At 37.4% G+C, this 25,109-nt stretch carries 28 protein-coding genes; 27 read left to right on the top strand and 1 reads right to left on the bottom strand.

The annotated features are described in order from the left end of the window. Nucleotides 1–10: 10 nt before the first annotated feature. Nucleotides 11–1,057, top strand: coding sequence for a type 2 isopentenyl-diphosphate Delta-isomerase (fni, locus tag LT143_RS08410; RefSeq protein WP_246942487.1), 1,047 nt, complete (start codon nucleotides 11–13; stop codon nucleotides 1,055–1,057). 60 nt (nucleotides 1,058–1,117) lie between these two features. Here the strand turns inward: fni and LT143_RS08405 are convergent, their stop codons facing one another. Continuing rightward, nucleotides 1,118–1,249, bottom strand: a complete 132-nt coding sequence (locus LT143_RS08405; protein ID WP_246942232.1) for a YpzI family protein — start codon at nucleotides 1,247–1,249, stop codon at nucleotides 1,118–1,120. Nucleotides 1,250–1,371: 122 nt separating this feature from the next. Here LT143_RS08405 and LT143_RS08400 point away from each other — a divergent pair, with 122 nt between their 5' ends. The 26 genes from LT143_RS08400 (at nucleotide 1,372) to trpA (ending at nucleotide 25,101) form a co-directional block, all read left to right on the top strand. Continuing rightward, complete coding sequence (locus tag LT143_RS08400; RefSeq protein WP_246942230.1) at nucleotides 1,372–1,974, top strand: YphA family membrane protein; 603 nt, start codon at nucleotides 1,372–1,374, stop codon at nucleotides 1,972–1,974. Continuing rightward, a complete protein-coding gene (locus LT143_RS08395; protein ID WP_246942228.1) occupies nucleotides 1,974–2,870 on the top strand; it encodes a YIEGIA family protein in 897 nt (298 codons plus the stop codon). Before LT143_RS08400 ends, LT143_RS08395 begins: the two co-directional genes overlap by 1 nt. Further along, nucleotides 2,867–3,052 carry a capping complex subunit for YIEGIA gene (locus tag LT143_RS08390; protein WP_246942225.1) on the top strand — a complete coding sequence of 62 codons (186 nt, stop codon included), beginning with the start codon at nucleotides 2,867–2,869 and terminating at the stop codon, nucleotides 3,050–3,052. The genes LT143_RS08395 and LT143_RS08390 overlap by 4 nt, the downstream gene beginning before the upstream one ends. A 152-nt stretch (nucleotides 3,053–3,204) precedes the next feature. After that, complete coding sequence (gene der, locus LT143_RS08385) at nucleotides 3,205–4,515, top strand: ribosome biogenesis GTPase Der (RefSeq protein WP_246942223.1); 1,311 nt, start codon at nucleotides 3,205–3,207, stop codon at nucleotides 4,513–4,515. 19 nt (nucleotides 4,516–4,534) lie between these two features. Beyond that, nucleotides 4,535–5,572: an NAD(P)H-dependent glycerol-3-phosphate dehydrogenase gene (locus tag LT143_RS08380; RefSeq protein WP_246942221.1), complete on the top strand. Its 1,038-nt coding sequence runs from the start codon at nucleotides 4,535–4,537 to the stop codon at nucleotides 5,570–5,572. Nucleotides 5,573–5,664: 92 nt separating this feature from the next. Next, on the top strand, nucleotides 5,665–5,910 hold the full coding sequence (locus LT143_RS08375) for a stage VI sporulation protein F (protein ID WP_418909815.1): 246 nt from the start codon (nucleotides 5,665–5,667) through the stop codon (nucleotides 5,908–5,910). A 247-nt stretch (nucleotides 5,911–6,157) separates the two neighbouring features. Then, nucleotides 6,158–6,358 (top strand): DUF2768 domain-containing protein, encoded by a 201-nt coding sequence (locus LT143_RS08370; protein ID WP_246942216.1) that lies wholly within the window; start codon nucleotides 6,158–6,160, stop codon nucleotides 6,356–6,358. Nucleotides 6,359–6,422: 64 nt separating this feature from the next. Next, nucleotides 6,423–7,142: a hypothetical protein gene (locus LT143_RS08365; protein WP_246942214.1), complete on the top strand. Its 720-nt coding sequence runs from the start codon at nucleotides 6,423–6,425 to the stop codon at nucleotides 7,140–7,142. A gap of 546 nt (nucleotides 7,143–7,688) precedes the next feature. Continuing rightward, nucleotides 7,689–9,167: a stage IV sporulation protein A gene (gene spoIVA, locus LT143_RS08360; protein WP_246942212.1), complete on the top strand. Its 1,479-nt coding sequence runs from the start codon at nucleotides 7,689–7,691 to the stop codon at nucleotides 9,165–9,167. Between the two features lie 711 nt (nucleotides 9,168–9,878). Then, a complete protein-coding gene (locus LT143_RS08355; RefSeq protein ID WP_246942210.1) occupies nucleotides 9,879–10,151 on the top strand; it encodes an HU family DNA-binding protein in 273 nt (90 codons plus the stop codon). 227 nt (nucleotides 10,152–10,378) lie between these two features. After that, the gene (folE, locus tag LT143_RS08350; protein WP_246942208.1) at nucleotides 10,379–10,945 is read left to right on the top strand and encodes a GTP cyclohydrolase I FolE; all 567 of its coding nucleotides are present in this window, start codon (nucleotides 10,379–10,381) and stop codon (nucleotides 10,943–10,945) included. Nucleotides 10,946–11,005: 60 nt separating this feature from the next. Then, nucleotides 11,006–11,236 (top strand): trp RNA-binding attenuation protein MtrB, encoded by a 231-nt coding sequence (mtrB, locus tag LT143_RS08345; protein WP_246942206.1) that lies wholly within the window; start codon nucleotides 11,006–11,008, stop codon nucleotides 11,234–11,236. Nucleotides 11,237–11,737: 501 nt separating this feature from the next. Further along, nucleotides 11,738–12,517: a heptaprenyl diphosphate synthase component 1 gene (locus LT143_RS08340; RefSeq protein ID WP_246942204.1), complete on the top strand. Its 780-nt coding sequence runs from the start codon at nucleotides 11,738–11,740 to the stop codon at nucleotides 12,515–12,517. Between the two features lie 3 nt (nucleotides 12,518–12,520). Further along, a complete protein-coding gene (locus LT143_RS08335; protein WP_246942202.1) occupies nucleotides 12,521–13,228 on the top strand; it encodes a demethylmenaquinone methyltransferase in 708 nt (235 codons plus the stop codon). A 41-nt stretch (nucleotides 13,229–13,269) separates the two neighbouring features. Further along, entirely contained in the window at nucleotides 13,270–14,232 is a 963-nt protein-coding gene (gene hepT, locus LT143_RS08330; RefSeq protein ID WP_246942200.1) for a heptaprenyl diphosphate synthase component II, read from the top strand. Nucleotides 14,233–14,320: 88 nt separating this feature from the next. Beyond that, complete coding sequence (gene ndk / locus LT143_RS08325; RefSeq protein WP_246942198.1) at nucleotides 14,321–14,767, top strand: nucleoside-diphosphate kinase; 447 nt, start codon at nucleotides 14,321–14,323, stop codon at nucleotides 14,765–14,767. Nucleotides 14,768–15,242: 475 nt separating this feature from the next. Beyond that, complete coding sequence (locus tag LT143_RS08320; RefSeq protein WP_246942196.1) at nucleotides 15,243–16,016, top strand: CheR family methyltransferase; 774 nt, start codon at nucleotides 15,243–15,245, stop codon at nucleotides 16,014–16,016. A gap of 248 nt (nucleotides 16,017–16,264) precedes the next feature. Next, on the top strand, nucleotides 16,265–17,434 hold the full coding sequence (gene aroC / locus LT143_RS08315; RefSeq protein ID WP_246942194.1) for a chorismate synthase: 1,170 nt from the start codon (nucleotides 16,265–16,267) through the stop codon (nucleotides 17,432–17,434). Continuing rightward, on the top strand, nucleotides 17,434–18,522 hold the full coding sequence (gene aroB / locus LT143_RS08310; protein WP_246942192.1) for a 3-dehydroquinate synthase: 1,089 nt from the start codon (nucleotides 17,434–17,436) through the stop codon (nucleotides 18,520–18,522). The genes aroC and aroB overlap by 1 nt, the downstream gene beginning before the upstream one ends. Next, entirely contained in the window at nucleotides 18,519–18,899 is a 381-nt protein-coding gene (gene aroH, locus LT143_RS08305) for a chorismate mutase (protein WP_246942190.1), read from the top strand. The genes aroB and aroH overlap by 4 nt, the downstream gene beginning before the upstream one ends. Before the next feature lie 267 nt (nucleotides 18,900–19,166). Then, complete coding sequence (trpE, locus tag LT143_RS08300; protein WP_246942188.1) at nucleotides 19,167–20,684, top strand: anthranilate synthase component I; 1,518 nt, start codon at nucleotides 19,167–19,169, stop codon at nucleotides 20,682–20,684. Beyond that, nucleotides 20,678–21,706, top strand: coding sequence for an anthranilate phosphoribosyltransferase (gene trpD, locus LT143_RS08295; protein WP_246942186.1), 1,029 nt, complete (start codon nucleotides 20,678–20,680; stop codon nucleotides 21,704–21,706). Before trpE ends, trpD begins: the two co-directional genes overlap by 7 nt. Next, nucleotides 21,699–22,463 (top strand): indole-3-glycerol phosphate synthase TrpC, encoded by a 765-nt coding sequence (trpC, locus tag LT143_RS08290; RefSeq protein ID WP_246942184.1) that lies wholly within the window; start codon nucleotides 21,699–21,701, stop codon nucleotides 22,461–22,463. Before trpD ends, trpC begins: the two co-directional genes overlap by 8 nt. Continuing rightward, complete coding sequence (locus LT143_RS08285) at nucleotides 22,456–23,118, top strand: phosphoribosylanthranilate isomerase (protein ID WP_246942182.1); 663 nt, start codon at nucleotides 22,456–22,458, stop codon at nucleotides 23,116–23,118. The genes trpC and LT143_RS08285 overlap by 8 nt, the downstream gene beginning before the upstream one ends. Next, entirely contained in the window at nucleotides 23,096–24,289 is a 1,194-nt protein-coding gene (trpB, locus tag LT143_RS08280; protein ID WP_246942180.1) for a tryptophan synthase subunit beta, read from the top strand. Before LT143_RS08285 ends, trpB begins: the two co-directional genes overlap by 23 nt. Beyond that, nucleotides 24,289–25,101: a tryptophan synthase subunit alpha gene (gene trpA / locus LT143_RS08275; RefSeq protein ID WP_246942178.1), complete on the top strand. Its 813-nt coding sequence runs from the start codon at nucleotides 24,289–24,291 to the stop codon at nucleotides 25,099–25,101. The genes trpB and trpA overlap by 1 nt, the downstream gene beginning before the upstream one ends. Nucleotides 25,102–25,109: the final 8 nt, after the last annotated feature.

Raw genomic sequence — 25,109 nt, 5'->3', positions numbered from 1 at the left:
GGTGATTACGGTGAAAAGAGCACAACGTAAAATTGATCATATTCAACACGCAGTCGAAGTAGGTCAACTCCGTGCTCATGGATTTGAAGACCTCCAGTTTGTTCACCAAAGCTTACCAAATATATCGGTAAGTGACATCGAATACAATTGTAAGTTAGGCGAACTTTCCTTAAGTTCGCCTATTCTTATCAATGCGATGACAGGTGGTGGAGGCGAGCAAACACTAAAGATTAATCAGAGCCTTGCCATTGTTGCAAAGGAATGTGGTTTAGCTTTAGCGGTTGGTTCTCAAATGTCAGCTATTAAAGATCATACGGAACAAGCTACATATGAAATTGTTCGAAAAGAAAACCCAAATGGGATTATATTTGCCAACTTGGGAAGCGAGGCATCTGTTGATCAAGCTCAAAAGGCTATTGATATGATTGAGGCGAATGCTCTTCAAATCCACTTAAATGTAGTACAAGAGTTAGTAATGCCAGAAGGCGACCGGAATTTTATAGGCGCCTGGAAGAGAATTGAAAGCATTGTAAACAACGTTTCTGTTCCAGTAATTGTGAAAGAAGTCGGTTATGGCATGAGCTATGAGACTGCGAGAATATTAAACGAAATCGGTGTGGACATAGTAGATATAGGGGGATTCGGGGGGACAAACTTTTCCAAAATAGAGAACATAAGGAGAGAGCGATCTATTGAGTTCTTTAATGATTGGGGAATTCCCACTGTTTCTTCTTTGATTGAAGTGACCACGCAAATCCCTAAATTGTCTGTGATTGCTTCTGGTGGTATTATGTCTGCTTTAGATATTGTGAAAGCGATGAGGCTTGGTGCAAATTGTGTAGGAATGGCAGGCTATCTTTTGAAGATTTTGCTTCAAAATGGTGTCAATGGGGTTGTAGAGGAAGTAGAGAAGCTTCATAACGAGATAAAGTTCATTATGACGGCCCTTGGAAAAGAGAATTTCAACGATCTGAAAACGGCTCCCATAGTAATTAAAGGACCGACTCACCACTGGTTGCATGAACGCGGGATTAATACATCTTTATATAGTAAATAAAAAACAGCCATTGGCTGTTTTTTTTGCGGTTTAATTAAAAAATTCTATTAACATTTAATTTTAGCTGTTTCGCTCCCTTGCTGCTTCAGGGCCTTCCATTCTAGTTGAACCAGGATATGTCAGTTTCTGGTCACGATCTGACTCTACTCTTTTTTCTTTTCTTAGTTTAGTTTCTTGTCGATCTTTACCCATTGTCATCCCTCCTTCTCAGTTTCCTTTTTATCGTTTCCAGTAGACAACATTCACATTCAGTAAGTTATTTTGATTATTTTTTAATAAATGAAGCAATAATGGAAATGATAGGAGGGATGGTTTTGGAAGGTATATGGTTTTATTGGCTAGCCTGGATAGGGTGGGTAATCCTTACTTTTTTTTGGCCAAAAGGGAAGTTGAGAACAGTACTAACTGCATGTTTACTTATTTTAATTATTACCGCTCATAAAAATATTGACATTTTGCAAACGGAGGCCTCCATCGGTTTCATTTTTTTATTTGCGTGTAATTTCGTACTCATTATTCATTATTCTTACATGAAGCTTCTCTACTTGTTTATAAGTACAGTCATCATGTCGTTTTCTTATGTCAGTTTCCATTTGTTCAAAATTTATGATCCTGTTTGGGTCATGTTCCATCCTTCCTTTATGGTGGCGGTCTTGCTAACCTATTTAGCATTGTTGTTAGTCAAGAATCAAAAGGAGCGGTATATCATATTTCTATTTGGCTTATGTCAAGGTGAGTTATTATATGGAATTATTATGGACTACTTTTCATTTCCAGTCATTTTTGGAGCTTTATCCTTCTTTGATATTGCGGCGATTGGACTTACATGTATTTCATGTTGGAACGGTTTTGAAAAGTTATCTGCTGCAATTAATCAAAGCATAAAAAAAACAAACAAGAGAAAGGCTGGTATTTAATGAGTGAATATACCTATCCAATCCTGTTCGGGGTTGTTGTCGGTACCCTTACACGTCTATATATGTTACGAACAGATTACCGTCAATATCCGACATACTTACATGGGAAAATCATTCATATAGCCCTCGGCTTTATTGCTGCAGGTCTTGGTACTGTCGCAGTTCCTTCCATTATGGAGGAAGATTTTACAGCCATAACGTTTTTAACCTTAGCTGCCTCTCAATTTAGAGAAGTACGCAATATGGAAAGAAACACACTGGCCCAATTAGACGATTTTGAACTCGTTTCAAGAGGTAATACATATATAGAAGGAATCGCTGTGGCGTTCGAAGGGAGAAACTATTTAGTTATTTTTACATCCTTCATTTCAACATTTTCATATATTGTTTGGAATATATGGGCAGGACTTGTAGCAGGTTTAATTGGTCTATTACTTTCAAAGAAGCTTATGAGTGGCGGGAAATTAAAAGATATTGTGGATATTGAGTACGTAGAACCAAGGTTTGATGGTGCTGGGTTATATGTGGATAACATTTATATTATGAATATCGGTATTCCAGAACGTCAAAAAGAAGTACTAAAATATGGAATGGGATTTATTCTGCGGCCAAAAAACTTTAATGCGAGGTCAACAATTGCAAACTTAGGTCAGAGACAAGCTATTCTCCATGATGTTTCTACAGCTCTTGGAGTTTATCGTGACTCAGGAACTCCGGCGTTAGTTCCTTTGGCAAAACGAGATTTAGATGATGGTCGTATAGGAGTTTTTGTCTTACCACAGGAAAAAGATTATGAAAAGGCTATTGAGGTAATCGGACAGGTACCAACATTAGAAAATGCCATTCGAATGCCGACTGAATCAAAAGCAAATCAAAAGGGGAAAAAATTAAAATGAATTTAGAAAAATTTATTCTAGCTGTGATCACAACAAATAGGGAAAAAGCTACTGGTGGGACAGCAATTTTCATATGTGATTCAGTAGAAGAGATGGACGAGTTTGCTAAAAATATTGAAGCAATCACAGATGGAATTGCACATAAATTGAACGACGAAGTGTATATCGTGGTGAAGCATTAAGGAAAACATTGTTCTCTCTACACATTTTTGGTAGGATTAAAAGGATTAGCAGGTTAAGTCCCTTCTATTTAAATGGAAGGGATTTCCTAGCTTTTACTTAAATTGATATACGTGTAAATTCCTATGTGGAAAGAATAGAAAGGAAGTAAACAATGCCAAAACCAGTAATAGCAATAGTTGGAAGACCAAATGTAGGGAAATCAACTATTTTTAATAGAATTGTCGGAGAAAGAATATCAATAGTAGAAGATATTCCTGGTATTACAAGAGATCGTATTTACAGTTCAGCAGAATGGCTAAACCATGACTTTAACATAATTGATACAGGTGGTATTGAAATTGGAGATGCTCCGTTTCTTGCAGAAATTCGTCAGCAGGCTGAAGTAGCCATTGATGAAGCAGATGTCATTATCTTCATGGTAAATGGTCGAGAAGGTGTGACTTCAGCCGATGAAGAGGTTGCCAAGATTCTTTATCGTTCAGACAAGCCAGTAGTTCTTGCTGTTAATAAGATAGATAATCCTGAGATGAGAACAGATATTTACGATTTTTATGCTTTAGGATTCGGAGAGCCCGTTCCTGTTTCTGGCTCGCATGGACTAGGAATTGGTGATTTATTAGATGTAGCAGCTTCTCACTTTCCAAAACGAGAAGAAGAGAACTATGATGAAGAAACCATTTTATTCTCTTTAATTGGCCGTCCAAATGTAGGGAAATCCTCACTTGTTAATGCACTACTAGGTGAGGAACGAGTAATTGTAAGTAATATTGCGGGGACAACAAGAGATGCTATTGACACTCCTTATACAAAAGATGGTCAGGACTACGTCATTATTGATACGGCAGGAATGCGTAAAAAAGGAAAGGTGTATGAGAGCACTGAAAAATATAGTGTGCTACGTGCTTTACGTGCGATTGAGCGTTCAGACGTTGTTCTTGTCGTTCTTGATGGAGAAGAAGGAATTATAGAACAAGACAAAAAGATTGCCGGCTATGCGCATGAAGCAGGACGTGCAGTTGTGATTGTTGTAAACAAGTGGGATGCTGTTGAGAAAGATGAGAAAACAATGCAGGAATATGAGAAGAAAATTAGAGCTCATTTCCAATTCCTTGACTATGCACCAATTGTGTTTTTATCGGCAAAGACAAAACGTAGAACTCATACATTACTTCCGATGATCAATATGGCAGCGGAAAATCATAACTTACGAGTGCAAACCAATGTACTTAACGATGTTGTAATGGATGCTGTAGCTATGAATCCAACACCGACAGATAATGGGAAACGCTTGAAGATTTATTATGCTACTCAAGTTGCTGTAAAACCACCAACCTTTGCTGTTTTTGTTAATGAACCTGAACTGATGCACTTTTCTTATGAACGCTTCTTAGATAATCAAATCCGTGCAGCCTTTGGTTTTGAAGGAACTCCGATTAAGATTTTTGCGAGGGCTAGAAAATAAGAAGAGAGGGAGGATGAATATGGGGAATGTAGCTGTAGTAGGTGCCGGAAGCTGGGGAACAGCATTAGCTATTGTTCTTGCTGATAATGGGTACCAAGTACAATTATGGGGTCATAAAGAATCACAGATCGAAGAAATTAATACGAAACGAACGAATGAGAAATATTTGCCGGGCATTGAGCTTCCGGAAAATATAAAGGGATATTCGTCTTTAGAAGGTGCTCTCCAAGAGATAGATACTATTATTTTAGCGGTACCAACAAAAGCGATTCGTGAGGTAATGGCCCAAATTCGAAGTGTACTTCAAACACCTGTAACAATTGTTCATGTAAGTAAAGGGATTGAACCAGAAACGTTTAAACGGGTGTCTGAAGTCATTAGTGAAGAAATGCCGTCTGAGCTGTTAGCAGATGTGGTGGTACTTTCTGGACCAAGTCATGCAGAAGAGGTAAGTAGAAGACAGCCTACCACTGTTACGGTTGCTTGTGAGAATATGAAATCAGCTGAAAGAATACAAGACATGTTTATCAATCAGCATTTAAGGGTTTATACGAATCCCGATGTCATAGGGGTTGAAATTGGTGGAGCACTTAAAAACATCATTGCTCTTGCTGCTGGTATTACAGATGGACTAGGATACGGTGACAATGCAAAAGCGGCATTAATGACGAGAGGACTTGCCGAAATTGCAAGGCTTGGCGTTGCTATGGGAGCAAACCCTCTAACTTTCGCTGGACTTACAGGTATAGGTGACTTAATTGTTACGTGTACAAGTGTTCACAGTCGAAATTGGAGAGCAGGGAACCTTTTAGGAAAAGGTCATAGCCTAAATGAAGTCTTAGATAACATGGGAATGGTAGTAGAAGGGGTGCGGACAACTAAAGCGGCTTACCAGCTAGCTCAAAAAATGGAAGTCAGTATGCCGATTACAAATGCATTGTATGATGTATTGTTCAACAACAAGACACCAAAAGAAGCTGTAGACACCCTTATGGCTCGTGGTAAAACTCATGAGATGGAAGACCTTGCTTCAATCTTAGACCGAGCAGAAAATTAGACGAAATTTAAGATCAAGCCTAATATTTAATCACAGAATCCTCTATCCTGCATACGATATGGTGAGTCTTATGCGGAGGAGGATTTTTGTTTATGAGTTTATTTGATAACATTGAAAAGAAAACGAACATAAAAAAAGAAGATATCTTTGGTTTAGCTGACTCTGTCAAAGGTGCTAACTTTCAAGATGAACAAACAGTTCGTCAATTAATTAAGCAAGTTTCTGCCCTTGCAGGAAAGCCAGTTACGAAAGAGAAAGAAGATAAAATTGTGGAAGCTATTATTAATAACAACATGCCGATGGATATCAATACAATCGGTAAGATGTTCAAAAAATAATTTAGTATAAATAGGCTACCGTTTGATGCCATTATACTAGGAGTTGCATAGAATACTACGAAGCAAACTTTGTAATGAGCTGCTTTGTTGTATGGATATATCTAGTCGTGCTGAAGTAAGGATGCCCCCTTTACTTCAGTTTTTTGTTGTTAATTTTTCGGTTGTACATAGGATGAGGTGAAATAAGCTTTCAAAAATGATGTGGTTTTATGGTATAATATTTGTCGATTTAAGAAGGAGTGAGAGTATGTCAGATGGACTTATAAAAATGTGGTTTGCCCTTGGTGCTATGGGATTAATGTTCTTATCAGTTATGACTATTATGCTAAGTCGATATAAATTGAAAGGTGTTTTGAAGTGGATTACAGCCATATTAGCATATAGTATGATGATTATTGCGGGAATTGTCATATTATTTGTTGTATTTAGCGGACCGGTGAATGGGTAATTAAGTCTTATTCCTAGACCGCTGAAAACAGCCATAATAAATAACTTAGATAAGGCGGATCGTGATGAAAAAATATACATTTCTTTTAATTCTTTGTACTGTTCTTCTATCGGGCTGTTTATACCCGGATGACAGATTAGCACAAAACACAATCCCATATAAAGAACAACTTGTTTCCGTGCAGTCTGCCGTCAATCAATTTAAAGAGGACAGTGGTGGGTTATTGCCAATTAAAGATCGTGATATGGCTACACCTATCTATCAAAAATACCCGATTGATTTTGGGAAAGTTGTTCCTCGTTATATGGCAGAACCACCTTCTACTGCGTATGAAAATGGAGGCATTTATCAGTATGTATTAGTAGACGTGGAGGAAAATCCAACCGTCAAGCTGATTGATTTACGTCTAGCAGATGCAATAAGGGATTTAAAGACACGGATCAATATGTTTAAACAAACAAATGGAGGATATGCTCCATTAGATCAAGTGTTAGCTAGTCATATCTATACAATTGATTATGAAAAATTAGGTTATAAAGAACCACCTTTTGTGGTTAGTCCCTTCACAGGTGAAAACTTACCGTTTATTATGAGCAATGAAGGCGAAATTTATATTGATTACTCTATAGATTTATATAAGTTGCTACAAGAATCTGACCACAATTTTCAGCCTGGTGATGATATACGGCCGCTACTCTTACTAGATTCAGTATTTGTACCAGCCTTCTCAGTACCTTATACCATTAACAACAACGAACCTGTGTTTTTAGATGAGTTGGAGTAAGAAATTGGCTACTAATATGTATAAAGCGATATAGATGGCTTTATCTGAATCTCAACTCTCTAAATATAAAGCAAAAAACATTAGTCTTTGCCAATTAGAATTTATACGAAAACACTTCTTAAAAAAAATTTACTAAATTTGTCATGAACCCTTCTGATTAGAATACACTCTACAGAAGGGTTTTTGTTTTGTAAGTAAGAAAGTGAATACTTTCTTATTTGCATTGAAAGACGAACCTAGTAACGAAACTATTTGTTTTCTAGGTAAATCTTTCAAGAGTAGCTACCAAATTGTAAAATGGGACTCTTTCATTTTACAGGTGCAAATACCCTTTTATACTTATGCTTTGTTAAAGAAAAACGTAAGCCTACTACTCCACAGATGGCTTTAACATAGCAAAACATTCAAGTAGAATTCAAAAAAATTTCTACAACAATAGTCATAATTAAATAGGACAACATCATAAGATATATTGTCCTAGATTATTAGTCATTTTTGGATAGATTATTATCCCAAGAAGAAGTTTGAAGATCGGGAGGGGATCACTTGGAAAAGGTAGATATTTTTAAGGATATCGCTGAGCGCACTGGTGGCGATATATATTTAGGAGTTGTAGGTGCAGTTCGTACAGGGAAATCTACTTTTATTAAAAAGTTCATGGAATTAGTAGTTTTACCTAATATTCAAAATGAAGCTGACAAAGCACGCGCACAAGATGAGTTGCCTCAAAGTGCAGCAGGAAAGACAATTATGACAACTGAGCCAAAATTTGTACCGAATCAAGCTGTGTCGCTACATGTTTCAGATGGATTAGATGTAAATATTCGTCTAGTAGACTGTGTGGGATACACAGTGCCTGGTGCAAAAGGTTACGAAGATGAGAATGGTCCAAGAATGATTAATACGCCATGGTATGAGGAGCCAATCCCATTCCATGAAGCAGCAGAAATCGGGACAAGAAAAGTAATTCAAGAACATTCTACGATTGGAGTCGTTATCACGACGGATGGATCGATTGGTGAAATCCCTCGTAACGATTATGTTCAATCAGAAGAAAGAGTTATTAATGAACTAAAAGAGGTTGGAAAGCCATTCATCATGGTTATCAATACAGTCCGCCCTCATCACCCTGAAACAGAGCAACTTCGTCAAAAGTTGTCTGAGCAGTATGATATTCCGGTTCTAGCGATGAGCGTAGAAAGCATGAGAGAATCTGATGTATATAACGTACTTCGTGAAGCACTTTATGAATTCCCAGTGTTAGAAGTTAATGTTAACCTACCTAGCTGGGTAATGGTACTTCGTGATAACCACTGGTTACGTGAAAGCTACCAAGATGCTGTAAAAGATACAGTGAAAGATATTAAACGTCTTCGTGATGTAGATCGTGTAGTGGGTCTATTCAGCGAGTATGACTTCATTGAAAATGCCGGCTTAGCGGGAATTGAAATGGGGCAAGGCGTAGCGGAAATTGATCTATATGCACCTGATGCATTATATGATCAAATCCTAAAAGAGGTAGTAGGAGTAGAAATCCGAGGGAAAGACCACTTGTTACAACTAATGCAAGACTTTGCATATGCAAAAGCGGAGTATGACCAAGTAGCTGATGCCTTAAAAATGGTGAAGCAAACTGGTTATGGTATTGCAGCTCCAGCTTTATCTGACATGGCATTAGATGAGCCTGAAATCATCAGACAAGGTTCACGATTTGGTGTAAGACTTAAGGCTGTTGCTCCATCTATTCACATGATCAAGGTGGATGTTGAATCAGAGTTTGCACCAATTATCGGTACAGAGAAACAAAGTGAGGAGTTAGTACGTTACCTCATGCAGGACTTTGAGGACGATCCACTATCAATCTGGAATTCAGATATTTTTGGCAGATCACTGAGCTCCATTGTGCGTGAAGGTATTCAAGCTAAACTTTCACTAATGCCTGAAAATGCAAGATATAAACTAAAAGAAACACTAGAGAGAATAATTAACGAAGGATCTGGCGGTTTAATCGCTATTATCCTATAGGCTCCTGACTCCGAGAAGGGGTCTTTTTTTTGTTTGTATAGAAGAATGCATTTGGCTACTGTATCTAAAAAGATGTTATTTGCGTGGAGACAAGATTACGAACACAACTACAATGTTAAAGAATGGTGTATTCGCAAGAAAATAATACGAACTTGCAAGAAAAAAGAGAAACTAGCAAGAATGTAGTTTGAAGTCGCAAGTAAATGGAGCTGCGGCAAGAAAGTGAGATGAAATCGCAAGTATGAATAACGATCTGGCAAGAAAACTGAATAAACCCGCAAGAAGAGTTCCAACTACTCAAAAAAAACGACATGTCATTGGATTCCTGAAGAATTCAAAAGACAGGGAATTATCCAACATTGTCCTAAGTTACCAGCGGTTATGGAAAAACAACAAGCAAATGAAGATAATATAAACGACAGCGGGGAAATAATTGTTTCCTTAAATGGAGAAATATGACTAAATTTGAAAGATTTCTATGGAAATGTATTGAATTATGTCAAAATATCGTTTAATATAAGGCTTGCAGGCGATTTGCTTGCTTTTACAAGTATAGAAACTTGAAAAATTGTGAAGTAATGATAGTAAGTTGTTTATTTCACAATCACTGACTTATGTGTAATATCGCATTTGTAAAACGAAAATGAATGTGACGTATATCTCTTGTGAGACTATATGCACCGAATATCCATTTGGGAGGAGGTGAATGGCATGAACAAGACAGATCTAATTAACGCAGTAGCAGAAGCTAGTGAACTTTCTAAGAAAGATGCTACAAAAGCAGTTGATGCTGTTTTTGATTCAATTTTAGAAGCACTTAAAAATGGTGATAAGGTTCAATTAATTGGTTTTGGTAACTTTGAAGTTCGTGAGCGTGCAGCTCGTAAGGGACGTAACCCACAAACTGGTGAAGAAATCGAAATCGCTGCGAGCAAAGTTCCTGCATTCAAACCAGGAAAAGCTCTTAAAGATGCAGTAAAATAATCCTTACATACTAGGGAGAGAGAGTCGCACACTGTGCGACTCTTCTTTTTTGCCTTTTATACCACGACTATGCTAAAATCTCCTTAGACAAGGCTCTAATCAAATATCTTGTCTAAATTATTACATAAGACTTTATACTTAAACACACTGCTCATGAACATTACATTTTTTCATAGCACTTGTTTATTTGCTTTATAGAATACATACAACAACAGGAGGAACCTGTCATGTCTAATATAAATTATGAACAAATTCAACATGCAGTGAAATTAATACTTGAGGCTATTGGAGAAGATCCTAATCGTGAGGGACTATTAGACACTCCAAAACGTGTGGCTAAAATGTACGCTGAAGTATTTTCTGGACTAAATGAAGACCCTAAAGAACATTTTAAAACCATTTTTGGAGAGGATCATGAAGAGCTTGTACTAGTTAAAGACATTCCGTTCTTTTCTATGTGCGAGCATCATCTAGTACCCTTCTATGGGAAAGCCCATGTAGCTTACATTCCAAGAGGTGGAAAAGTAACAGGTCTTAGTAAGTTAGCAAGAGCCGTTGAAGCCGTTGCAAAGAGACCTCAACTGCAAGAACGCATAACTTCTACAGTTGCTGATTCAATTGTGGAATCTCTTGAACCTTTAGGAGTAATGGTTGTTGTTGAAGCAGAACATATGTGTATGACAATGAGAGGCGTTAAAAAGCCAGGTGCTTCTACCATTACATCTGCCGTTCGTGGAGTTTTTGCTGATGACATGTCTGCAAGAGCAGAAGTACTCTCTTTTATAAAGCAATAATTCAATAACTTTTTTAGAGATTGTAAACGAAACTACTTCGCGAGTGAAGGGGAGTTAACGATGAAAGAGCAAACAACTAATAACGACTTCTTTGTTATTAAAGCAAAGGAAAATGGTGTCAATGTAATCGGATTAACGAGAGGATCAGATACAAGATTTCATCATTCAGAAAAACTTGACAAGGGTGAAGTTATGATTGCCCAATTCACCGAGCATACTTCTGCCGTTAAAATTAGAGGCAAAGCTGTTATTTTGACGGCTCATGGCCAAATGGATACGGAAGTAGAATAAAAAATAAGGACTGTTCTCGTATAGATTGTTGCTTTCGTAAAAATCCCAAAAGCCGGATTTTTACTCGGTAGTACACTGGTCAGTGCTTTAAATAGAGAGAGTTGCTCTTTTCTAACAATTATCACTTTGGTCTTATAGTATTAGAAGGGATATGCTTATTATAAAATCAGTTTGAAAAGCAACAAAGTTTTAGAAAAGAGCCTAGAAAAAGATAGAAAGCAACTAAGTTTATAAAATAGCATGATGACAAAGAGAAGATTATTCTTAGTTTTGAACTTGGCAATAGCCAAGTTTTTCTACTTTAGAATCTCTTTTCCTAATTATGGTTTTTTCTGACAATAATAGAAACTATTCCGTAATTTATAGACGAATAGTTAAACAATTCCTGTGTGACTATGCTATAATGAATGGTGGTTTTAATACAATAGAGTTGTATAAGTATTTGCATAACAATAAATAGTAAGAGAAATAAGGATTTGAATGGGGACAAGGGTGATAGATGTGAGTGACATTAATAGTAAAAGTTCATATATGCTCGATAAGATCAACCAATATATTCACCATTCCTATCTTATTAAGTATCTTGAGCCACCTACAATAGATGAAGACAAGCTCTTCTTATTGATAGCAATGTGTCAAGATATGGACTTAGACGATACATTAGAGGCTTATATTATATCGACAATGCTTGTTCAAATTGCCTTAGATATACATGAAGAAGTGTCTGTAGAAAAGAAGTTGCAAAGTATTCAGCAAACGGAGCAGCAACTGAAAGTGTTAGCCGGTGACTATTATAGTGGGCTATATTACAGTCTACTTTCTAAAGTAGATGCTGTTACCATGATAAAATCAATTGCTACTTGTATTAAGCGTATTAATGAACACAAAATAAGGGTATATAGACAGGATCCTTCCTATTCAGATTCTATTACTGAAAGCCTTAGAATTATTGAAAGTGAATTGTTTATTAATATGGCGGAAACCTATCAGTTAACAAATTGGAAAACAGTCATTTCAGAGGTACTGTTACTTAAACGTATAAATAGAGAAAAAGAAAGATATGTGAAAACGGGCTTCTCTGTTATTACAGGAGATTTTAGCACTAATCATTCTAGTATGGATGAAGTGTTGGAACAGTTTGATCGTTTAGCTCAACATACACAGGATCGAATACAAACCATCCTTTCAACATCTACGTTTACGGCCGAAGTGATTAGTGGAGTGCAAAGTATTGTCAACCGGTTTAATCGTCCCGTGCATCATATAGTGGAAGAAGGGTGAAGTATGCAAGAATCTAAAGAACAAAGAGTTCATCGTACATTTGAAAAGATTTCTGGAAAATATGATCTAATGAATTCCATTATCAGTTTTCAACGACACATAGCTTGGCGTCGAAAAACTATGCAAATCATGAATGTTCAAAAGGGAGATCATGCGCTCGACCTTTGCTGTGGAACAGCAGATTGGACAATAGCTCTAGCAAATGAAGTGGGACCTGAGGGGAAAGTATATGGTCTAGACTTCAGTAAAAATATGCTAAGTGTCGGACAACAGAAAGTAGAAGAACTTCACCTGAACCAAGTGGAATTACTTCACGGTAATGCAATGGCATTACCATTCCCAGACAATTCGTTTGATTTTGTTACAATTGGATTCGGTTTAAGAAACGTTCCAGATTATATGCAGGTACTAAAGGAAATGTACAGAGTAGTTAAACCTGGTGGGAAAGCAGTGTGTTTAGAGACTTCTCAACCTGAATTACCGGTCTTTAAACAAGGTTATTATATTTACTTTCAACACATCATGCCTTTATTTGGTAAGCTTTTTGCAAAAAGCTATGAAGAATATTCCTGGTTACAGGAGTCTGCAAAAGACTTTCCAGGTATGACTGAATTAGCAACTATGTTTAAGGACGCAGGATTTACAGATGTACAAGTTAAGCCTCATACATTTGGAGTAGCTGCAACACATATTGGAATTAAACCAAGGTAGTTCTCCTGAGGTAAAATCGCAGAAAAATTTAGGTGAATTAGATGAAGTTAAATAGAATGTATTCTTTTTTGAATACGGATCTAAAAGTAATAGAAAAAGAACTTCAAGAGACGATTAAGTCTGAGCATCCTTTATTAAAGGAGGCTTCATTGCACACTTTACAGGCAGGAGGAAAGAGACTTCGTCCTGTTTTTGTGTTGCTAGGCGGTAAATTTGGTGATTATGAGCTTCAGGTCATCCAAAACGCAGCAGTTGCTCTTGAACTGATTCACATGGCGACCCTAGTTCATGACGATGTCATAGATGATGCGGACCTAAGAAGGGGACAGCCGACGATTAAAGCAAAATGGGACAATCGCATAGCCATGTATACAGGTGATTATATTTTTGCAAGATCGTTAGAACTAATTACGAATATTGAAAATCCGCTTGCTCATAAGATTTTATCTCATACCATTGTAGAAGTGAGTATAGGAGAAATTGAGCAAATTAAAGAAAAATATGATTTTAATCAACATCTAAAAACGTACCTAAGAAGAATAAAACGAAAGACTGCTATTCTAATTGCTGCAAGCTGTCAATTAGGTGCGGTGTCGACGAACGCTCCGCGTGAAATTCATGAAAAACTCTACCTATTTGGCTATTATGTGGGAATGTCTTTTCAAATCATCGATGATATCCTTGATTTTACATCGACTGAAAAGGAATTAGGGAAGCCTGCTGGTGGAGACTTATTGCAAGGGAATATCACACTTCCAGTTATCTTTGCATTAAGAGATTCTGTACTTAGGGAACAAATCGAGAGAGTTCATGAAGATATTGATCATGAAGAATTGAACACTATTATCTCTGCCATAAAAGAGAGTGATGGTATTGAGAAATCCATTCAGTATAGTGAGTGGTATTTGCAAAAGGCACTAAAAGTAATAGAAGACCTTCCAAGTAACACCGCAAAGAATGCATTAATTAACATCGCAAAGTATATTGGTAAGCGTAAATTTTAGCTTGTATTGCGAAACATGTGAAAGCGTGTTACTATTTTGTTTGGGCTTGTTTGTAAGCTTATACATAATGTAACAGGAGTGATATAAAATGGAAAAAACATTTTTAATGGTAAAACCTGATGGTGTTCAACGTAATCTAGTTGGTGAGATCGTATCTCGCTTTGAAAAGAAAGGTTTCCAACTTGTAGGAGCAAAATTAATGCAAATTCCTACTCAACTTGCTGAAACTCATTACGGTGAGCATAAAGAACGTCCTTTCTTCGGTGAGTTAGTTGAATTTATTACATCTGGACCTGTATTTGCAATGGTTTGGGAAGGCGAAAATGTTATCGCTACTGCAAGACAAATGATGGGCGCTACAAACCCTAAGGATTCAGCCCCAGGAACAATTCGTGGAGATTTCGCAGTAACTGTAGGAAAGAACATCATTCATGGTTCTGATTCAGCAGAGAGTGCAGAGCGCGAAATCAATCTTTTCTTTAAGCAAGAAGAGTTAGTAGAATACACGAAGTTAATCAACCAATGGTCTAACTAATTATATACGTAACGTTGAAGACAACTGGCTACACTAAGAGCTGGTTGTTTTTTTTGTTTAGGCTTTTTTCGTAAAGTTTGTTGCTTTCAATACTAGTTCAATGTATTCTGCATTTCATCTAGACAGTTGCTCTTTTCTAATCGATAAATACGGTAATTTATTATTAAAAGTGAGTTTTACTTCGGAAGAAATAGGCTAGAAAGCAACATAGTTTTAGAAAAGAGCCTTTGTTTAAGAGGTTATAGAAGTTATCATCGGTTGATAAATAGGCGGAGTTCATTTTAATCTTGCACGAACTCCTCTCGAGGTCAAATAACCTAGCCTTGTTCAGCACAAGATAAGTTATAACCTTAGTTTCCATCACTTCGTAATAATTAATAATTAAGGGATTAACGAGGCTAGGTCATTCCTGTATAATCAAATTAAATAATAGCCTAACCAGTAATGAGCTAAATTCATTTAACGAGGTACAAACATGTCGCAGGATTATTTAGATTTTATCACAAACGTAAAAAGGAAAACGGGCATTGATTTGGCACTATATAAAGAAGCCCAAATGAAACGAAGATTGACCTCGCTCTATGAAAAAAGAGGTTTTAAAGATTTTAATGATTTTTATAAGGCGATGACATCTGACCAAAAATTATTTGATGAATTTTTAGATCGGATGACCATAAACGTGTCGGAATTTTACCGTAATGCTGTAAGATGGAAAGTTTTGCAAGAGAAGATACTTCCCAAGTTATTAAAACAAAATAAGCGTTTGAAAGTATGGAGTGCTGCTTGTTCAACAGGAGAGGAACCATATTCTCTCGCAATGGTACTAAGTAACTTTATGTCACTTAGTGATGTTAGTATACTGGCGACTGACTTAGATAGTAATGCTATTTCAAGAGCAAAAGCAGGCATTTATCCCGAGCGATCTCTACAGGAGGTTCCACTTGATATTAAAGCGAAATATTTTCAAAAGGATGGAATGTTCTACAAAGTAGAGGATGCTGTTAAAAAAACGGTAACTTTTAAAAAGCAAAATCTTTTAGCAGACAACTTTGAACAAAACTTTGACCTAATCGTATGTAGGAATGTTATGATTTATTTCACTGATGAAGCGAAAGATGTTCTTTATCATAAATTCAGCCGAGCTCTTAAACCAGGTGGTGTTCTGTTTGTTGGAAGTACCGAACAAATCTTTAACCCACAAACCTATCAATTTGAGACAGAAGATACTTTCTTCTATAGAAAAGTGTAGGTCCTCTAAAAGAGGGCCTATTTTTTTATAAATTCTTATTTAAAGCACAACCTAAAAAATATGATTTCACAACTGAGCACTTAATAAAAATGAAAAATAAAATGGAAAAGATTACTTCTTCTACCATCTTCCTGTATACTAAAATAATTAAAAATTATCTATTCGTATACTTTAAAAGTATGTTATATTTGTATGTAATTATATTCAATACATAAAAGCTTTAAAGTGATAAAGGAGGAAATGGACAGATGAGGTATTTAACAGCTGGGGAATCTCATGGACCACAACTAACTACGATTATTGAAGGAGTACCTGCCGGTGTCCCATTAACCGCTGAGGATATTAATAACGAATTAGCGCGTAGACAAAAAGGGCATGGACGTGGTCGTCGCATGCAAATAGAAAAAGATCAGGTCAAAATTGTGAGTGGAGTTCGACACGGATATACTCTTGGCTCACCTATTACATTAGTGGTCGAGAACAATGATTGGAAGCATTGGACAAATATAATGGGAATCGAACCTACTGAACTGGATGAAGCAGATATTAAGAGGAAGGTGTCTAGACCTAGACCTGGACATGCTGACTTAAATGGCGCCATCAAATATGGTCATCGTGATATGCGAAATGTACTAGAACGCTCATCCGCTAGAGAAACGACAGTTAGAGTGGCAGCTGGAGCTGTAGCCAAAAAGGTTTTAAGTGAATTAGGCATTCAAGTAGGTGGACATGTACTTGAGATTGGTGGAGTTAAGGCACAGCCTGCTCAATATGAGAGCCTTAGCCAGCTTCAAGAGGTTACAGAAGAATCGCCTGTACGATGCTTTGATTCAACTGCTGGTGTTAAAATGATGGAAGCTATTGATCAGGCAAAACAAAATGGAGACTCAATCGGTGGTATTGTTGAGGTTATTGTTGAGGGAGTACCGGTTGGAGTTGGAAGTTACGTACATTATGATCGTAAGTTAGACTCTAAAATTGCAGCTGCTGTTATCAGCATTAATGCTTTTAAGGGTGTGGAATTCGGAATTGGCTTTAAAGCTGCTGAAGTTCCCGGAAGTCAGGTACATGATGAAATCATTTGGGATGAACAAGCAGGCTATACTCGTAGAACAAATAATCTAGGTGGGTTTGAAGGTGGAATGACAACAGGTATGCCTATTGTAGTACGTGGTGTTATGAAACCAATCCCAACTTTATATAAACCATTAAAAAGTGTTGATATTGAAACAAAGGAGCCATTTGAGGCGAGTATTGAACGTTCAGATAGCTGTGCAGTGCCTGCTGCAAGTGTGGTGGCAGAATCGGTTGTTGCATGGGAATTGGCAAATGCAATCGTTGAACAGTTTGGTCAAGATAGAATTCAATTAATTCAAGAGAATATTGAAAAGGCGAACGAGTGGGCGAGGAATTTTTAATGAATGAACTATTAATACAAACGAATTCAAAGGAATATCCTTTAATAATAGGTTCAAACATTTTTGGCCAGCCATCGTTTCTTAAATCGATTCTAAAGAACGTACCTTCCTCTATCTTAATTATTGCAGATGCAGCTGTTGCTCCCTTGTATTTGGAGCAGGTTCAGAAGGTATTTAGTCAATACGCAAAGGTTTATTCTATGGAAGTACCAAGTGGTGAAAAATCAAAGTCCATTGAGCTATTTTATGAGTGTCAAACCTTTGCAATGGAAAAAGGCCTTGATCGGAATTCCTTAATTGTTGCCTTAGGTGGAGGAGTAACAGGAGATTTAGCAGGATTTGTTGCAGCTTCATATATGAGGGGGATACGATTTATCCAAGCTCCAACTACTCTATTGGCCCACGACAGTGCTGTAGGAGGAAAGGTTGCCATTAACCATCATCTAGGTAAAAATTCCATTGGTGCCTTTTACCAGCCAGAAGCAGTGTTATATGATCTATCGTTTTTAAACTCTTTACCAGAAAGTGAATGGAGAGCGGGTTTTGCGGAACTTATTAAGCATTCATTGATCTGGGATAAGGACTTTTACCCGTGGTTGCGTAAAAATGTAGCTACGTTAAAAGATTTAAAAGGTCCAGTCCTCGAAGAAGCACTATGTCGAGCCATTAAAGTAAAGGCAGCGGTTGTCAATCAGGATGAAAAAGAAACCGGAATTCGTGCCTACTTGAATTTTGGTCATACGCTAGCTCATGGTCTAGAATCGGAGCTAGGCTACGGTTCAATAAGCCATGGGGATGCAGTTGCAATTGGAATGCTTTTTGCAATGAAGGTAAGTGAACGATTGTTACATGTAGCGTTACCAATTAATGAACTAACAGAGTGGTTTCATAAGCTTGGGTTTCCTGAATTTCCAACTACGATTGAGGCACAATCATTACTTAAGAAAATGAAAAAGGATAAAAAAGCACTAAAAGGTACGATTAGAATGTGCTTGATGAATGAAGTTGGTAGCTTAACTATAAAAGAAGTTGAGGATGAAGTGATACTGGAAATTCTTCAACAATATTATAGGGAGGGAACAGTATGATTCGTGGAATCCGTGGAGCAACAACAGTAAGTGAGAATGAGGCTGTCGAGATATTAGATAAAACTGAAATGTTGTTAAGAGAAATGGTAGAAAAGAACAATGTGGAACCCTCTGATATCGCGACGATCCTTATTACCGTAACGGATGATATTGATGCTGTATTTCCAGCTAAAGCATTAAGAAGATTAGTTGGCTTCACCTTCGTTCCTGTGACCTGTGCAAGGGAGATCCCTGTAGCAAATTCATTGAAAAAATGTATTAGAATTATGATGACTGTCAACACAAACCTTGCACCCCATGAGGTAAAGCACGTCTATCAAGAAGGTGCGATTGATTTAAGACCGGATCTAAGGTTGACAAAAGGGTCCGGATTATAATAACATGGAATTAGTTTAGTAAAAGAATAGTTTAGTTGAGTTACCTATAGAATAATAGGGTAGATGAGAATGAGTTGAGATAGTTGAGGTTAGCTGAGAAAAAATGCGATTAATTCTACCCAAAGGCTTATTTGTCTTTGGGTTTTTATATTTCCTTAAATGAATATCGTAAAAAAGTATATCCTGGGGATGATCCAGGTTATATTCACACCTCGATGTCTCTCGTTCTCCCATAACGACTAATCGTTTGGAGGAGTGAGTGAAACCATGACCACGTATAATGAAACTTCATTTTTAACAGATACAAACACCTACCGTACCATCCCTGTATTACAATCCTATTTTGTAGATACATTAACCCCTATTCAAATATTCCAAGCATTTAAGGAAGAAGCTGTTTACCTTCTTGAAAGTAATGATGAACAGTCTCCATGGTCTAATTACTCTTTTATTGGATTAAATCCATTTATTACTATAGAAGAGGTTGAAGATGAAATCCATGTCATTAATAAACAAAAAGAAGTTCTTTACCAAACAAAAGAGCTACAAAAAGCTATTCAATTTGTGAAGGAACATGTAAAGGTAAAAGAAATTGAACGTGACATTCCTTTTCGTGGAGGAGCAGTTGGATATATAGGCTATGATGCTGTCTCAACTATTGAAAAAGTTCCAAATCACGCGAATGATGATCTTCAATTAAAGAATTATCACTTATTATATTGTGAGACGATTATCGTGTACGCGCATTCTACGAAAGAAATGACGTTTATCCATTATGCACAACTAAATGGTGATGAAAGTCTTGAAGAGAAAAAGCATTCTTATCGAAAAGCAGAACAGGTGATTCAGGAATATTTTAAAACCCTATCAGAAAGGCAGTATTTACATGAGCCACTATTAAACCCTAAAGACTTTGAAGTAGATTTTACAAATGTAAAATCTAGCTATGATAAAGAAACATTTATTCAACACGTGAAAAAGATTAAGGAGTACATTTCAGCAGGTGATGTATTTCAAACGGTACTATCTCAGCGTTTTGAGATTCCGGTTAAAACAAAAGGTTTTGACCTTTATCGAGTTTTACGTTTTGTTAATCCTTCACCGTATTTATTCTATATAAAGCTTCCTGACTGTGAGATTGTGGGAAGTTCTCCAGAGAAGTTGATTCAAGTGTCAAACGGACATCTTGAGATTCATCCGATAGCGGGAACGAGAAGACGAGGACGGACAGAAGCGGAAGACCAGGCGCTAGGTGTTGAGCTTTTAAAGGATGAAAAAGAACAGGCAGAGCATTATATGCTGTTAGATTTAGCAAGAAATGATATAGGTAGGGTTGCCCAATATGGAAGTGTAAAGGTACCAATGGTAAAAGAGCTTCATTATTTCTCTCATGTTATGCACCTCGTATCAAAGGTCACAGGTGTAATAAGAGAGGATGTTGAGCCAGTAGAGGCTTTGCTAGCGTCATTCCCTGCAGGTACCGTTTCAGGAGCACCAAAGGTAAGGGCTATGCAAATTATTCAAGAGCTTGAACCAGTGGCAAGAAATGTATATGCAGGAACAGTTGCTTACATTGGTTTTGACGGGAATATAGATTCTTGTATAACCATTCGAACAGCAGTTGTTAAAAACGAAACTGCTTATGTTCAGGCAGGTGCTGGTGTCGTGGCTGATTCAATACCTGAGCTTGAATATAAAGAAACCATTAATAAGGCAAGTGCCGTCATCAAGGCAATCCAATTAGCTGAGAGAACGTTTAGTAGAGAGGAGAGAGTAAAGTGTTAAGAGATCTTTTACTCGATTGTATAGAAGGAAAAACACTTACAGTAGCTGAGGCAGAAGAGGTAATGAATGAAATAATGAGTGGGGATGCAACTGAAAGTCAAATTGCAAGTCTCCTTTCAATATTAAGGTTAAGAGGAGAAACCGTAGAAGAAATCACAGGATTTGCTAAAGCGATGCGAAGCCATATGAATACGCTAGAACTTGATGAAACAGAAGAAGTTATTGATACATGTGGTACAGGAGGGGACGGAGTATCAACATTTAATATATCAACTGCTTCTGCCATTGTTGCAAGCTCATTAGGTATAAAGGTTGCGAAGCACGGCAATCGAGCAGTCTCATCTAAAAGTGGGAGTGCCGATGTGTTGGAGCATTTAGGGATACCCATTCAATCTTCTAAAGAAGAAGCAAAAGAGGCGTTGAAGAATCACAATATGTCATTCCTATTCGCTCCGAATTATCATGCTGCGATGAAACACGCAATTGGACCAAGAAAAGAAATTGGCTTTCGTACGGTCTTCAATATTCTTGGACCTTTATCCAATCCTGCCTTATCAAAGAGGCAAGTCATTGGTGTTTATGATTCTAAGATTGCGCTAAAAATGGCAGAAACATTAAAAAGTCTTGGTTCAAAACATGTTCTTTTAGTAACAGGAAGAGATGGGTTAGATGAGATTTCCATTACAACGGATACAGATGTGGTTGAGTTGAAAGATGGTGAAATTAAACAATATACAATCCATCCAAATGACTTTCACTTACCAATTGGAACACTTTCTGATATCCAAGCCACTTCCATTGAAGACAGTGCTAAACTAATCAATAAAGTTTTTACAAATCAATCTAATGACAGTGCTAAACATACTATTCTCCTGAATGCAGGAGCAGCCATTTACGTTTCAGGTAAAGCCGCAACATTACAAGAAGGAATTGACTTAGCTAGAGAAGCGATTGATACTAGAAAAGTAATCGAACATATCCAATCGTTAGTAAGTCGTAAGGAGGCTCATCATTATGCTTAATAAAATCATTGAGGTTAAACATGAGGAAATGCTTCAGTTTAGTCTTCCTGTTCAACTGGAGGTTCCACATTTTTCATTATATGAAGCCCTCCGAAAACCAAATAGAGGCCTAGGGTTAATAGCGGAAGTGAAAAAGGCTTCACCTTCTAAGGGAGTCATTAGAGAGGATTTTCATCCTGTTAAAATTGCTGAACAATATGTGTCTGCTAAGGCAGACGCCTTATCGGTTTTAACGGACGAACAGTTTTTTCATGGCTCCAAACAGTATTTATCAAATATAAAACAGGTAGTTAATGTACCGATCCTTAGAAAGGACTTTATCGTAGACCGCAGACAGTTATTAGAAAGTAAATATATAGGAGCAGACGCCGTTTTATTAATCGGTGAAGTACTTGAACCTTTAAAACTTAAAGAATTTTATTTAGAAGCTACAGAAATCGGATTGGAATGTCTAGTGGAAGTACACTCCATTGAAACGGTAGAAGCGCTACTAAAGGAAATTACCCCTACCATTCTTGGTATTAATAACCGAGATTTATCGACTTTTAAAACAAGTGTTGAACATACGAAGGAGATCATTACGTATCTGCCAAAATCTAGTCTTGTTGTAAGTGAAAGTGGCATTCACAGTTATGAAGACCTAAGCTATGTAAAAGACGTAGGCGCTCATGCTGTCCTAATAGGTGAGGCATTTATGAGAGAAGATGACCCAGGGAAGGGAATTGAGAGGATTTTTGGAGAGGGTCACCTTGTATAAGCCTCTAGTAAAATTCTGTGGTAATAGAAGTTTTGAAGATTGGAGTAAAGTGATCTTTAGTAAGGCGGATGTCATTGGGATTATTTTTGCTGAAAGTAAACGACAAGTAACACCAGAACAAGTATCATCCTGGATCCAAGAACAGCCATTACCACAAGGGAAAAAGCTAGCAGGTATCTTTGTAAATGCAAATTTAGAAGAGATTGAAGCTGTTCTAGCCAAGGTCCCATTAGATATCATTCAATGTCATGGAAAAGAATCCCCTACTTTTTTACAAAAGCTAAAAGAAACGACAGGACTAGCGGTTTGGAAGGCTATTCACCATGACTATCAATCGTTAGATTATATGAAAGAGTTTTCCTCTATTGCCGATGGGTATGTGGTTGATACAAAATCGCCAAAGGCGTGGGGGGGAACAGGTCAAACGTTTGACTGGGAGGCAATTCCCTCTTACCTTAAAGAGGCTGATCGCCAAGGGGTACCTTGTTTTATAGCAGGCGGTATAAAAATTGAAAATATTAGTCAACTCTTACAATATCATCCAATAGGAATTGATCTGGCTTCAGGAATCGAAATAGAGGAACAGAAGAGCAGACAACTAATAAAGAATATAGAAAAAGAGGTTGAAAACTATGTTAACAACATATCCAGATAAATTTGGCCGGTTTGGTGACTTCGGTGGGAAATTCGTTCCAGAAACTTTAATGAATCCACTTGAAGAAATTGAAAAGGCACTAGAAGAAGCAAATAACGATGAATCTTTTCGTGAAGAATATCTATCCTTACTAAAGAACTACTCAGGACGTCCAACAGCACTTACATTTGCAGATCACTTAACGGAAGAGCTTGGTGGTGCAAAAATCTACCTGAAAAGAGAAGATTTGAACCATACTGGGGCTCATAAAATTAATAATGCAATCGGACAGGCATTATTAGCAAAGCGTATGGGAAAGAAAAAGATTATTGCAGAAACAGGTGCAGGACAACACGGGGTAGCTGCAGCGACCGTGTCGGCTAAGTTTGGAATGGACTGTATTGTGTTTATGGGCGAAGAGGATGTAAAACGTCAAGCACTTAATGTGTTTAGAATGAAGCTTTTAGGAGCTACGGTTGTTCCGGTTACGAGTGGTAACCGTACATTAAAGGATGCAACTAACGAAGCCATTCGCTACTGGGTAGCAAATTGTGAAGATCATTTTTATATGATCGGATCTGTTGTAGGACCTCATCCTTATCCAAAAATGGTGCGTGATTTCCAACGTATTATTGGGGATGAAGCGAGGGCACAATTTTTAGAAAAAGAAGGAAAACTTCCAGACACAGTTGTTGCATGTGTAGGGGGAGGAAGTAATGCAGCGGGGATGTTTTATCCATTTTTAGAAGATCCAGTAAAGCTAGTTGGGGTGGAAGCAGCAGGAATGGGTGTTGATACAGAGCACCATGCCGCTACAATCACAAAAGGAACCACTGGAGTTATTCATGGTTCATTAACGTATCTCTTGCAAGATGAAAATGGACAAATAACAGAGCCATATTCTATTTCTGCTGGATTAGATTATCCGGGGATTGGTCCTGAGCATGCTTATTTAGCGAGTGTTAAAAGAGTAGACTATGTAAGTGTAACGGATGATGAGGCATTAGAAGCGTTACAAATCCTAACGAAATCAGAGGGGATTTTACCAGCGATTGAATCAGCTCATGCTCTATCAAGTGCAATTAAGCTTGCAAAGGAAATGGAACCAACTCAATCGATTCTTGTTTGTTTATCTGGGCGCGGAGATAAGGACGTGCATACTCTAATGGAACGAATGGAAGGTGAGGCATAATGACTACTTCAGTGAAAAGAACAATTCCAGCTACTGAATTTTTATTTGTTCCGTTTATTGTAGCAGGATTTCCAGATGAAGATACAACAGTCGAGTTAGCTCTGATGCTACAAAAGTTAGGTGCACAAGCGTTGGAGTTAGGGGTTCCCTATTCAGACCCTCTTGCTGATGGGCCCATCATCCAAGCTGCTGCTGCAAAAGCATTAAAAAATGGAATGTCTATTAAAAGAGCGATGAATCTAGTAAGTGTAATGAGAAAAAAAGGTGTAGAAATACCAATTATACTTTTTACGTACTATAATCCTGTGCTACAATTAGGGGAAGAATCCTTTTTCGCTTTAGCGAAAGAAAATGATATTGATGGACTTTTAGTTCCAGATCTACCTTTTGAAGAGAGTGGCCGGTTACGTACAAAGTGTAAAGAAGAAGGAATGTTCTTGCTATCCTTAGTTGCACCTACATCAGAGAAACGTATTGAGATGATTGCAAGTGAAGCTGAAGGGTTTCTATATTGTGTATCCTCTTTAGGCGTGACAGGTGTACGTAAAGAATTGCATGACAGTGTCTACCCATTCCTTGAATCAGTAAAAAAACACGCGAACATACCAGTGGCAGTTGGGTTTGGTATATCAAATGCAGAACAGGTGACAAATTTATTACCTGTGTGTGATGGTGTGATTGTGGGGAGTGCTCTCTTAAAAAAGCTGTCTGAATTAGAAGCTAATATTCAAAATCCTGATACTCATGTTGCAGCATTACAAGAATTTGAGGATTATGTAAAGTCCATTATATCTCCTATTTCGGCAGTTTAAGAGAGGAG

This window comes from Bacillus pinisoli, from assembly GCF_023036475.1.
In the GTDB taxonomy this organism is placed as follows: domain Bacteria; phylum Bacillota; class Bacilli; order Bacillales; family SA4; genus Bacillus_BS; species Bacillus_BS pinisoli.
This window is presented reverse-complemented; position numbering and strand designations above follow the sequence as displayed.